The following is a 12465-nucleotide window of genomic DNA, read 5'->3' as shown; positions in this document are numbered from 1 at the left end:
CCGCGGCCCCAGGGTTTCCACGCCGCTCAGGAGACACCCCCAGCGACGTCAACGACAGACCAAAACGCATTCGTTCAAACTGCCATGTCTTCATCACGCATCCTCGCTCCCGCCCTGCGTTCGCTCGTCCGCACCGCCGACGAAGCCGCCGCGCTGATCCGTCCCGGCATGACCGTCGCCATGAGCGGCTTCACGGGGTCGGGCTATCCGAAGGCGGTTCCGGCCGCGCTCGCCGCCCACATCGACGCGGCGCACGCGCGCGGCGAGGACTTCCGGATCAACGTGCTGACGGGCGCGTCGACCGCACCGGAACTCGACGGCGCGCTCGCCCGCACCAACGGCATCTCGATGCGCCTGCCGTACCAGTCCGACCCGACGCTGCGCGACAAGATCAACGGCGGCGAAGTCGACTACCAGGACGTCCACCTGAGCCACGTCGCGCAATACGCATGGTTCGGGCTGTACGGCGATCTCGATGTCGCGATCGTCGAAGTCGCGGGCATCCGCGAGGACGGGCTGCTGATTCCGTCCGCCTCGATCGGCAATAACAAGACGTGGCTCGAACGCGCGAAGCACGTGATCCTCGAAGTCAACGCGCGCCAGCCGCTCGGCCTCGACGGGATGCACGACGTCTATTACGGCACCGCGCTGCCGCCGCACCGCAAGCCGATTCCGCTGACGAAGAGCGACGACCGGATCGGCGAGCCGTACCTGCGCTGCCCGGCCGACAAGATCGTCGCGATCGTCGAGACCGATGCGCCGGACCGCAGCAACGCATTCTCCGCGCCGGACGCGACGTCGAAGCAGATCGCGCTGCAACTGATCGACTTCCTGCGCCATGAAGTGAAGCGCGGCCGCCTGCCGGAAAACCTGCTGCCGCTGCAGTCGGGCGTCGGCAACATCACGAACGCGGTGCTCGCGGAGCTGAGCTCGGCCGGCTTCTCGAACCTGACCGCTTACACCGAGGTGATCCAGGACGGCATGCTCGACCTGCTCCAGGACGGCACGCTGAGCTTCGCATCGGCCACCGCGCTGTCGCTGAGCCCGGCCGCCGTGCAGCGCTTCGCCGACGAAATCGCGACGTTCCGCGAGAAGATCGTGCTGCGCCCGCAGGAGATCAGCAACCATCCGGAACTCGTGCGCCGTCTCGGCTGCATGGCGATGAACGGGATGATCGAGGCCGACATCTACGGCAACGTGAACTCCACGCACGTGATGGGCACGAAGATCCAGAACGGCATCGGCGGTTCGGGCGACTTCGCGCGCAACGGTTACCTGTCGTGCTTCATGTCGGCGAGTACCGCGAAGGGCGGCGCGATTTCGCGGATCGTGCCGATGGCGAGCCACGTCGACCATACCGAGCACGACGTCGCGGTGGTCGTCACCGAGCAGGGCCTCGCGGACCTGCGCGGCCTGTCGCCGAAGCAGCGTGCACGCAAGATCATCGCGACCTGCGCGCATCCCGACTACCGGCCGATGCTCGAGGACTACTTCGAGCGTGCGTCGCGCGAAAGCTTCGGCAAGCACACGCCGCACCTGCTCGCCGAGGCGCTGTCGTGGCACGAGCGCTACGTGCGCACGGGGACGATGAAGGGTTGACCGGGTTCGACGTCATCGCATCAGCGTGAGCACCTGCGCGGCGACATACAGCCCCAGCCCGTACGACAGATGCGTGACGAGACTGCGCCGGCGCGCGACGCCGGGGTGCGGCGTGCGCGACGCCGCGATGCCGAAGCCGAACGCGGGCTGCATCACGAACAACGGCGCGACCACGCTGGCGAGGCCGGCGACGAGCGCAGGCAGCAGCGTGGGCGCGCTGATCCAATGCGTTCCCGCAAGCGCGACGGGCAGCACCGCGAACGCGATGCCGATCGCGTAATGCGCGATCCAGCCCAGCGGCCGTTCGTGCCGCACCGGCGCCGCCGCGACGATCGACGCGTGCCGGAACCGGCCTTGCGTCATGTGACCGATCCAGCGGCCGACCAGTGCATAGTCGAGCGACGGAATGCCGAATGCACGCCGGCGGAACAGCGCCCACAGATCCATCACGAGCGTGGCGCCCGTGCCGATCAGCAGCAGGTGGAGCAGGGCGTCGGCCGTGTCGTTCATTGTTTGCCTCTGATGTAGGGGCTGGATGCGTCGGCGCGACGTGGGGTTTGGATCGGTTTCATGGCAATTCCGGCTTGTTTCGATGGGAGCGAGCGACTATCTTGCAACTTCAAGTTCACTTGAGGTCAAGCATGAGCCGTTTGGACATCGCGGACGTGGCGCGGCGCTCGGGATTGCCCGCGTCGACGCTGCGCTACTACGAGGAAAAGGGGCTGATCGCGTCGAACGGGCGTCGCGGGTTGCGGCGGCAGTACGATCAGGCCGTGCTGCAGCGGCTCGCGCTGATCGCGCTCGGTCGCGAGGCAGGGTTCTCGCTCGACGAGATCGGCGCGATGTTCGGCGCGGGCGGCGAGCCCGATATCGACCGCGCGAAGCTCGATGCGAAAGCCGACGAACTCGACCGCACGATCCGCCGTCTCGGCGCCGTGCGCGATGCGCTGCGGCACGCGGCGGCGTGTCCCGCGCCGAGCCATCTGCAATGCCCGAGTTTCCAGAAGCTGCTGCGCATTGCCGAGCACCGCGGTTCCACGCGTCGTGCGAAACCAGCCGGTACAGTCGGCGCGTGAATTCAGCCCGAGGAGGCGCGATGAGCGTGCCGATCGAGTGGGTGCTGTTCGATATGGAGGGCGTGCTGACGCACTACGATCGCGCGGCGCGGGTCGCGCGGCTGTCGGCGCTCACGGGCCGGCCGCCGGAGGCCGTGCGCTACGCGATCTGGGAGTCCGGTCTCGAAGCGCGCGCGGATGCCGGTGAGATTACGCCGGATGCGTATCTGGACGCGCTCGGTGATTTGCTGAAATGCCGCGTCAGTTGCGATGTGTGGCTCGATGCTCGTCATGCGTCGATTACGCCGAATCCTGACACGCTCGCGCTGGCGGAGCAGGTTGCGGGGAGGTGCCCGATCGCGGTGCTTACGAACAACTGCCGGCTTGTTACCGATCATCTCGACTATCTGAATCCGCAGGTCGCGCGGCTGTTTGGTGCGCGTGTGTATCCGTCGGCGTCGTTCGGTGCGGTCAAGCCGGCTGTGCGTGCTTATCTCGGCTGTGTTGAGGCGCTTGGTGTGCGGCCGGATGCGACGCTGTTTATCGACGATACCGATGCGAATGTCGCGGGGGCGGTTGCTGCCGGACTGATCGGGTATCGCTTTGTCGATGCGGGGGCGCTTGCGGATGAATTGCGGCGGTATGGGTTGATTTAGCTTTTTCGTGGATTTCCTTGGATGTCGCGTGCCGACTCGCAAGGGACCATCGCTGTGCTTGATAGCGGTCATTCAGCCGCAAGATCGCGGATCAATTTGTTCTACTTGAATCCTGGAAGCGTCTGACCTCGGCGGGTGGTGATTCGACTTCGTCGTCCTGGTGTACTTGAGTTGTTTGTGCCGAGCACGAATGGCGCGCCAAATTCCTTCCCAATGAATAGCTCGGCTACGTCTTGTTATTTCGAAGAGGTGGCTGATTTTATAATCCAAATGTGATGCACTGCGAGACGTTCGTCGCCGCACTCGAAGTAACCTTGGCTTACAAATCTGGCCCTGTCTTTGTCGACTCCAAATATTTTCTCTGGATCTTGTATGCCAGATGTCTTGGTCAGGTCATGCATCCAATTAGCATACCTCTCAGTGAGCTCATCGGAAAATGTGAGTTCCCCATTCTTGTCTTCTAGGCAACATCCATGCAATCTTAGTCCCTTGATACCTCGAAGCAATTGAAGCTTTTCCATTGTTACTGGGAAAAATTCTGCGCTGCCAGTAACGCGAGCCAAATGAATACTATCTGGCATGGCGGCAAGTCTGAGTCTGCTATGGGTATTTTGCAAGCAATCGATGAAATCCTGGGCCGTGAGACCGAAATCTAAGAATGCCCAGTATGTAAGAAGCAGCGCGATTTTCGATTCGGTGCGAATTACTATAGGATACTGCTCCTGTTTTAAGCCGTGGTCATCTCCGTGCGCAACTCTGTCGCGAATCTTTTTGATGAACGTGAAATCAGGCGATGAAAGGTTGATGATCCTCGTAACATCAGGGTCCGTGGCGGCAACGGCAAGTCGATACTTGTCGCCTAAGCTGAATTCATCCGATGCAAACGAACGGCTTGCAATCTCGATGATCTTGTCCCTTTGCTCGTCAGTCATAGCTGGAAGTTGATTGATCAGACTCTGACGGAACCTGTTCACCTTCCTCTGCGCTGGAAGCTGAGGTTCGGGTCGCTTTTCTCCATCAAACCGAATGTTCAGATAGCTGTCCAAGAGGCTGACATACCCCAGCGCCTTATATTCCCAAAACCCTTCGTACCGCTGCATGCCTGCCAAGCGTACCCAACATACTTTTCTATACTTTGACTGGTAGTAATGGTCGAAAATTGACTGCCACCGGCCGTCCAGTGCTGATTGCTGGATAAAGCAACGAAACGAAAAGTTACGATCATCTTCGTCACGTTCAGGCCGCTCGAACGTAGGAAAGTAGATTCGATGATAGTGACCTGATCCTCGCGAAGCGACAACGCTCACTAAAGTTGCCGGATAGGCTAACAAAATGGAAAGAAGGCACGAAAGCTCATGGGCCTTTTCTTTTACATCTGCAACACTGAACCGGCCATTCTTCGCGGAAAGCACAAACTCCACATGCTCATGGAGAACCAGGTCCTCGCCTTGCTGGCGTCGAGATGCACGATATTCGCTTCGTAAATCGAAGTGCTCAGTGTCGGTTTTGACGGTAACGTCGATACCCTTCGGGATTCGTTTCCAGGTGAGCGTTTCGCCGACCGATCCGTCAACGGTCCGCCAACGGAGAAACCATTCTGATACGTCGCTGTACCGTATCGAGATTGAGTCAAATTCTGTTTCACTCAGATCTCCGTCGATCACATAGTCCGCGTAAAGAGCAATGCCGTTAGCTTTGCAGTCGCAGAGGGAGAATGTGGTTCCTTCGTCTGTAACGGCCTTGACGAGGTCGAACTTGGCATCTCCCGTACGCAACTCAGGAGCGCTATCTGAGATCGATAGATTTACGCAGGCCCACCGATTGCCTCCGAAGTATAGAGTCCCCGATCCAAGTCGTCCGAATTGGTCATGATGTAGTTCGACATTGAATTCTTTTCGATTCGAATCACGATTGTTCGTGGTCACTTCAATCTCGATTATTTATGGAAAGCATGGTAAATGATATTAACTTCTGCCTCGCTGACGTCGCGGCTGGCGCCAAGGAGTGGACAATTTTTGGAGCCGAGGTCTGAAATGCCAGTTTGATGTCCTACTCGGCGCCGAGGAATTCGTCCGCTTTCTCGCAATATAGCACGCGCATAGAATCGGCGGCATAGGCAACTGATTCGTCCGTTAATCGCAGATGAATCGGGCTATGACGGACATATCTGCAAAACTCGAATTGAAAACGCCTTTGGTGTGAAAACGTAGCGCGTGCCTACCGGATTCTAACCTGAGACTGCTTAGACTCTAGTTTCAAGTGCAACACCTGTATTGAGATAGGGTGTTGCGATGAAGAAAAGCTACAGCCACCTGAGCGCGGAAGAACGTGCGGTGATCATGATCGAAAGCGGAAAGAAGGTGAGCGTGCGCGCGATCGCCCGACTGCTCGGACGCAGCGCCTCGACCGTCACGCGAGAACTGGCGCGCAACCGCGCCGAGTCTGCGCGATGTTATGACGCGACGGTCGCGGCCAAGGCCTACCGCACGCGGCGCGAGCGAAGCCGGCGGCCGCGCAAACTGGTTGCCGCAAGCGCGCTGTACTGGCATGTGCATCATCAACTGGTCTATCGGCGCTGGTCGCCGCAGCAAATTGCTGCCAGACTTCGCGAAATGCACCCAGACAGCCCCGACCAGCGCGTCAGCCACGAAACGATCTACGCGGCAATTTACACCCATCCTCGTGGTGGCTTGAAACAAGCCATGATCGAGGCGCTTCGCCAGGAAAAGCCTGCGCGCGGCAACCCGCGCAAGACCCTTGCCCGCAAGAGCTACGTACCGGAAGAACTGCGCATCATTCACCGGCCCGAGCAGATCGAAACGCGCAAATGGCCCGGGCATTGGGAAGGCGATCTGGTCAAGGGCGCCTTCAATCGCTCCTGCGTGGGCACGCTGGTCGAGCGCAAGACTCGCTTCGTGGTGCTGTGCCGCATGGACGGCTGTACGGCGAAGGATGCACTCGAAGGCTTCACGCGCCAGATGAAGAAGTTGCCGGCGTTCTTGCGCGAGAGCCTGACGTATGACCGTGGATCGGAAATGACCTGTCATGTCGAACTGGCCGAGCGGCTGAATCTCGATATCTGGTTTGCGGACCCATACGCGCCCTGGCAGCGAGGCAGCAACGAGAACACCAACGGTTTGCTGCGCCAGTTCTTGCCCAAGGGCATGGACCTGTCGGGCGTCACGCAAACGCAGTTGAACGACATCGCCAAATTGCTCAACGGCCGTCCTCGTCAAACCCTCGGATGGAAAACGCCGGAAGAGGCGATGGCCATTGAATTGGCTGCCGCTGGATTAGCGAAACGTTGCACTTGATTCTTGAGACCGCCCTGACTGTCTGCTCCTGGTCGGCAAGCGATCGCTCGCCGACTATCAACCATCAGACCTGTGTCTGCTCCGCCATCTCGAGGGCATTGTCGACCTCAATGCCCAGGTAGCCAACGGTGATTTCCAACTTCGTATGTCCGAGCAGCAGTTGCACTGCCCGAAGACTCTTGGTTCGCGGGCAGATCTGTGACGCCTTTGTGCGGTGCATCGTGTGGATTCCGTTTGCAGTGTCGCCGAGCCCAATAGAGGCGACCCAGCGATGAACCAGTCGGGCATATTGCTGCGGCGACAGATGCGACAAGGTATGCAGCCTGCTCGGGAGAAGATAGTCAGCAGACCTCAATCCCCGCGCTCCGATCCAAGCGTCCAGACTTTTACGAGTCTGCTCCGTTATCTCGAACTGCACTGGCCGCTGCGTCTTCTGCTGCATGACCGTAGCGCGAGAGCACACGTGACTTCCATGGCAGACGCCTTGCACTTGTAACCGCGTCAGATCGCCGCCGTTGACCGAAGTCGACCCTGAGTCGCTGTTCAAGCTCGCGCGACCGCAACAACGGCTTTCAATGGAACAGCCGATATTCACCCGGTCACATTGACCGGCGAGTGGTCGGCCAATATGGGACGGTCGCAGCGGAATAATGCAGTCCGCTGCGAATGTCGCGACCGCCTAACAAGCTCAAGAACATCACGCAACACGGGTAGGCGGCTAGCTCGCGTCGTTAGTCCGAGTTGCTGCAATACAACTGCGCCTGTAAAAGTGCGGAACAAAAAAACCGATGCATATCCCAATTCCGGCCGAATTCATGTATATCTGGAGCAGGTTCGGTTCCAGTCGATTCTCATAGAATATCCGTAGACCCAAGTCGCTTTTAAAAAATTGCATTACCATGCACTGAACCAGAACGAAGAAGAGTCCAAGTGCAACTGCCTCGACATAGCGCAGCCATCCTGGTGGATTGGCGGCACCATGATAATCATCAGTCGCCCATGCGATGCCGACAGTGGTGAAGAATGTCCCAACGTACCACGGCCAGCGTTGTAACGATTCGTTCAATGCCGTCAAAAAGATGCCTTTCTGGACCAGCAAATCAACGGGATTGCCACTATTTACCCATATCATTCGTAGTAGCAGAGCGGCGGGGAATGTGGCGACAACGGCGAACAGGCCACAAATGGCGTAAGCTGCAATTGGCCTTCGATCTGGCAGCCTCGTCTGTGTATATCCCCGGGCTGCCTTTGGATAAACGGCAGCCACGATCGATATTCCGTAAATCATGGGTAGCAAGACTGCAATCCGGAAACTTGCCGCTTTGGCCGCTCCATTAATCGCACCCAGCAAAACAATGACTATCACCACTACAAAAAAAATCAAGCCTACGACAAGGACCAGATCATCGGCACGTAACGGGTTGTTTGGCTTGCTTACACCGCGGAAACCAAGTTGGGCAAGCGTTGTATAGCGGCTATTCGGGGCCCATTCGCATTCGAGCACTGCGCCACTGGCGAAGTCACACAGGTTTTTGTATAACGTGTCAATCTCGTTCATTAGCTTTTGCCTAAGAGGTGTTGCCAAGGAGGCATGTTCGCTCATATCGAGCATTTTCAGCGTGTCGCCCGTCAGATGGGCGCGCAACTTGTCCACCTGATCGTCAAATTCGTTCAGTCTCTCGCGCTGGCGGTCTGCGAAGCGCGCAAATCGTAAATCAGTCCAAAGACGAACTATGGAATAAAGGGCCGCAGTTCGTGCCCATCGGCCGGTGAGCGTATTTATAGGAGACGCTAGCCACGCTGAATTCACCCCAAGGTTATCGAGTGATTCTTGAATTTTTTCGATGGCCTCCTTATGTGGTGCGAATTCCGCGTGATGTAGCTTCCCGCTTAATTCACGTACCTCATACGGAATGTTTCCGATCCGTTCGAACCATGTTTTTATAATCTCATTAATTTTTTTCAGTATTGGTGAATGTGGTAAGACGGAGGTAACAAGCAAGGCTGCAAATAAAGGCTTTGGAAGATCCTTTAATGCACTCGCGCCGCTCTCTACGCCAAAGAATCCTATTAGCGATGTAGTGCTCGATAGTGACTGACTGAGCACGAAGTACAGCAATAACATCGAAAAGACATAGCCGGTGCGAGCAATCCAGTACCGTGCGAACGTCGTGGTGGGGCGCATTGGCAGCGGGCTTTCGAACCTGTCGCTTGCATAGGCGACCACAACGAACACACCGATCAGCCATTGCAATACTACGCCATGTTGACTGTATGACATTTTTACTACCTCGCGATGTCGAATATAGATAACTAAAAATGAGTTGTGTGAAAATATGTCTGTTGATATTGAGCGCGCATATTGTATTGATTGACGTTGGCTCTGATTTTTGGCGTGAATATTCGGCGCAGTGCGCCGAAATTTTTTTGGGGCATTCCGCTGGCGGCATGGCAGCACTACTCTCGTAGAACGATGAGGCGCAACTGGTTTAAACGCTGAACTGCTCGCGGGTACCAGTGTAGAAAGCCCAAAGCAAATAATCTTCGCGCATTTTCTGAGTCAAGCCTAAAATGGAGCGCCGCTTGGGTTGGCCAACGGCTGCACGGCGAGCGAACGCCACGGTTTGGGAGTCGGTTCTTCGGTGACGTCTAGGTCTTTGATGGACTGTGATTTCATGGTCATGCTCCTGAAAAGAAAAGTAAGTTAGTTTGAGTAGATGAGCGTTTTGTCCCGTTCGGGTGACGTACACGCATAAGGCGCGCCATGCAGGGGGGGAGCGACGAACTTCGTTTTAAGTGCTTGAAAATGCAAGAATTCTTTGCTCGAGACCGTCGTTTGGTACCGACGCGCGGATAGGTGTAATGCCGAGAGGTGACTGGCATCGACCAACACTGTGGCCAAGCAGGCGTTCGTATGGCGCCAACATAGCGGTCGCGGGTGTGATGCAGATAATCCGGTCGGTTGGAGTTTGACGTTTGAGGCGCAGTGGAACGGAAGACCAGGTTACGCGTGAGCAATCGCCGCGCGAGGCTGAAATTCGGTTGGCTCGGACTGGGTTCTGTCAGTCGCAAATAATCCGAGCCGAAAATGGGCTCTATTGCGAGCACGGCCACCGTCGATTGCAAGGCGCTGCACCAAACCGACAGTTTCGAATGGCGTTGATTGTTATGGGCTGTTCAATGCCCACCCTCATGCACGGACCGGTGAGCGCGCGCTGCCGCGTGCGGGCAAGGCATCGAATTTTGGTCCCTTGGCGCCGCGTGGGGAAACGGCCGTTTTGTGGGCGTAACAATCGGCCAAATGGCCAATTGCCGGTAGAGGCGTGCGACGCCTCATGGCCGGAACGCCAACGCTCTGCCCCGCATTCCCCGGTAAGCCTCAATGAACCTTAATTTAAGGGCTCTCCCACCACCTCAGCCCGCGTAATACACCTCACACTCCCTTTCCCTGCCGCGCACGACCCTCTTGCCCGCCAGCGCACCATGCGCTTCGGTAAACACCGTACGCTCATGCTCCCTTAGCACGTCGTCATAGAAGTACATCGCGACCCAATCGGCGGTGCCGCCCGACTCATGCGCACGCCCGGTATGCATGAACAGCGCCGTGAAATGCCATCCACCTTTCGTGAGATGCAGCACCGGAAGCGGCGGCCTTGCATCCGGTACCACGCGCTTCGGGGCAATGGTCGGCAGCACCCCGGCGGCGGCCCGCGCGCGATAGAGGCGATCGACATACAGCAATAGCTCGACCGGCGGCTCCGCGCCGAGGCCAGCGTCGCGCGTCGAACCATGCCAGCGCCGGCGGCGGCTCAGCACGTCGTCGAGCGCGGTGCGGATGCCGGCTGCGCGCCGCGGGCCGACACCCGCTACAGTTTCGAGCCGGCCGGTGCGGGCCGCCGCCTCGAGGTCCTCTAGCGTACCGATGTGCAGCGCATCATGAATGCGCATCGCAAGTTCGCGGCCGATGCCGGGCACGGCCTCGAACGGCGACGCCGACGCCGTGTCGCCGCGCAGTCGTTCCAGCTGGCGCCAGCGGCCGGCGAGCAGCAGTTCGGCGATCGCCTGCGCAATGCCCGTGCCGATCCGCGGCAGCGCGTCGAGCGCATCGACCCCGCCGGCATTGAAGAGCGCCCGGACATCCTGCCCGAGACCGTCGATCGTGTCCGCCGCCGCGCGGTATGCGCCGGCCCGGTACGCGTTCGCCCCCTGATCGGCCAGACGCTTGGCCGCCTCGCGCAGGCAACTGGCGATCTGCCGGTTTTCCTCGTCGATACGGCTTTCGGTCGTTTGCATGGGCGATCAAGCACTTTGGGTGCAAACGGAGGGGGCGCGTCGCGCCGTGTCCGGGCCATTCACGATTGTGCGGAACACAAAACGCGAAAAATTGATGCGCGTCAATGGCAAACGTTGCACAGGCGCGCTGCCCGTGCGGGGTCATGATCCCCCGGCCCGGCCGCGCGGCGTTACGCTATACGAAAGGATGCGACGCGGGAGGGCTGCGATGCAACGGACGCTTCTGATCTGCGGATTGCTGCTGATCGCGGCGAGCCTCGGCTGGCGCTGGCTCGCGCGGATTCCGTTCGGCCGCCTGCCGGGCGATTTCCACATCGTGCGCGACGGGTTCAGCCTCTACGTTCCGCTGGCGACGTGCGCGGTGCTGTCGGTCGCGCTGACGGTGCTGGTCTGGCTGCTGCGGCGATGAGCGCGGCGCGCGACGCGCGGCCCGCAGGCTGCGCGCGCCTGTTTCTGTGCGGCGACGTGATGACGGGGCGGGGGATCGACCAGATCCTGCCGCATCCGGGCGACCCGCGCCTGTTCGAGCCGGTATGCGGCTCCGCGCGTGACTACGTGCGGCTCGCCGAACAGGCGAACGGCCGGCTGCCGTCCGCGCGAGACGACGCGTATCCGTGGGGCGACGCGCTCGGCGTGCTCGAGCGCGTGCGGCCAGACGCGCGGATCGTCAATCTGGAGACGGCCGTCACCGCGAGCGACGACCGCTGGCCCGGCAAGACGGTGCTGTACCGGATGCATCCGGACAATGTCGGCTGCCTGCTGCGCGCGCGCCTCGATTGCTGCGTGCTCGCGAACAATCACACGCTGGACTGGGGGCGCACGGGTCTCGCCGACACGCTCGCGACACTCGTGCACGCGGGAATCCGGCCGGTCGGCGCGGGGCGCGATGCAGCGGAGGCGGCCGCGCCGGCCGTCGTCGAGTGCGCGGGCGGCGTGCGGGTCCGCATCGGCGCGTTCGCGTCGCCGAGCGCGGGCGTGCCCGACACGTGGGCCGCGCGCGGCCCGCACGCGGGCGTGAACCTGCTGCCGGACCTGTCGCCGGAGCGGGCGGAGGCGATCGGCAGCGGCCTCGCTGATGCCCGGCGCGCGGCCGGCGACGTGAACGTCGTGTCGCTGCATTGGGGCGGCAACTGGGGATACGCGGCGAGCGCCGACGAGCGCGCGTTCGCGCACCGGCTGATCGACACCGGCGGCGTCGACATCGTGTACGGCCATTCGTCGCATCACGTGCGCGGGATCGAACGCTATCGCGGCCGCTTGATCCTCTACGGATGCGGCGATTTCCTCAACGACTACGAAGGCATTGCCGGCTACCGCGCGTACCGGCCCGATCTCGCGCTGATGTACTTCCCGCTGGTCGACACGGCAAGCGGCGCGCTGTGCGACCTGTTCATGGCGCCGATGCAGATCCGGCAACTGAGCGTGCGTCGCGCGCCGGACGAGGGCGTCGCGTGGCTCGCCGACACGCTCGAACGGGAAAGCGCGGTGTTCGGCACGCACGTGCGCGCGGACGCGACCGGGATGTTGACACTGCGGGACTGACGCAGG

The 12465-nt window shown here is 60.1% G+C and carries 10 protein-coding genes and 1 pseudogene; 6 read left to right on the top strand and 5 right to left on the bottom strand.

The genetic code is table 11. The features are described from left to right. Positions 1-84 precede the first annotated feature (84 nt). Positions 85-1599, top strand: coding sequence for an acetyl-CoA hydrolase/transferase family protein (locus WT26_RS29175; protein WP_069274584.1), 1515 nt, complete (start codon positions 85-87; stop codon positions 1597-1599). A 12-nt stretch (positions 1600-1611) separates the two neighbouring features. Here the strand turns inward: WT26_RS29175 and WT26_RS29170 are convergent, their stop codons facing one another. Continuing rightward, entirely contained in the window at positions 1612-2109 is a 498-nt protein-coding gene (locus WT26_RS29170) for a DUF2938 domain-containing protein (RefSeq protein ID WP_069274583.1), read from the bottom strand. 131 nt (positions 2110-2240) lie between these two features. Between WT26_RS29170 and WT26_RS29165 the strand changes: the two genes are divergently transcribed. Both WT26_RS29165 and WT26_RS29160 read left to right on the top strand, forming a co-directional pair. Beyond that, positions 2241-2675 (top strand): helix-turn-helix domain-containing protein, encoded by a 435-nt coding sequence (locus tag WT26_RS29165; RefSeq protein ID WP_069274582.1) that lies wholly within the window; start codon positions 2241-2243, stop codon positions 2673-2675. 20 nt (positions 2676-2695) lie between these two features. Continuing rightward, positions 2696-3310: an HAD-IA family hydrolase gene (locus WT26_RS29160; RefSeq protein WP_069271368.1), complete on the top strand. Its 615-nt coding sequence runs from the start codon at positions 2696-2698 to the stop codon at positions 3308-3310. Between the two features lie 236 nt (positions 3311-3546). On the opposite strand, the gene WT26_RS29155 is transcribed toward WT26_RS29160, so the two are convergent. Beyond that, positions 3547-5235 carry a hypothetical protein gene (locus WT26_RS29155; RefSeq protein WP_069274581.1) on the bottom strand — a complete coding sequence of 563 codons (1689 nt, stop codon included), beginning with the start codon at positions 5233-5235 and terminating at the stop codon, positions 3547-3549. 366 nt (positions 5236-5601) lie between these two features. Here WT26_RS29155 and WT26_RS29150 point away from each other — a divergent pair, with 366 nt between their 5' ends. Further along, positions 5602-6624 carry an IS30 family transposase gene (locus WT26_RS29150; protein WP_080485760.1) on the top strand — a complete coding sequence of 341 codons (1023 nt, stop codon included), beginning with the start codon at positions 5602-5604 and terminating at the stop codon, positions 6622-6624. Positions 6625-6688: 64 nt separating this feature from the next. Here WT26_RS29150 and WT26_RS29145 read toward each other — a convergent pair. The 3 genes and pseudogenes from WT26_RS29145 to WT26_RS29140 form a co-directional block, all read right to left on the bottom strand. Further along, positions 6689-7132 (bottom strand): annotated as a pseudogene (locus WT26_RS29145) (tyrosine-type recombinase/integrase); the annotation flags it as partial. A gap of 210 nt (positions 7133-7342) precedes the next feature. After that, positions 7343-8878: a hypothetical protein gene (locus WT26_RS37750; protein ID WP_231130489.1), complete on the bottom strand. Its 1536-nt coding sequence runs from the start codon at positions 8876-8878 to the stop codon at positions 7343-7345. Between the two features lie 1160 nt (positions 8879-10038). Continuing rightward, a complete protein-coding gene (locus WT26_RS29140) occupies positions 10039-10917 on the bottom strand; it encodes a helix-hairpin-helix domain-containing protein (RefSeq protein ID WP_069274580.1) in 879 nt (292 codons plus the stop codon). Between the two features lie 208 nt (positions 10918-11125). Between WT26_RS29140 and WT26_RS29135 the strand changes: the two genes are divergently transcribed. Then, positions 11126-11326, top strand: a complete 201-nt coding sequence (locus WT26_RS29135) for a DUF2905 domain-containing protein (protein ID WP_042587650.1) — start codon at positions 11126-11128, stop codon at positions 11324-11326. After that, on the top strand, positions 11323-12459 hold the full coding sequence (locus WT26_RS29130; protein WP_069271366.1) for a CapA family protein: 1137 nt from the start codon (positions 11323-11325) through the stop codon (positions 12457-12459). Before WT26_RS29135 ends, WT26_RS29130 begins: the two co-directional genes overlap by 4 nt. The last annotated feature ends 6 nt before the right edge of the window (positions 12460-12465 follow it).

Origin of the sequence: Burkholderia cepacia (genome assembly GCF_001718835.1) — a bacterium.
Taxonomy (GTDB): Bacteria; Pseudomonadota; Gammaproteobacteria; order Burkholderiales; family Burkholderiaceae; genus Burkholderia; species Burkholderia cepacia_F.
This window is presented reverse-complemented; position numbering and strand designations above follow the sequence as displayed.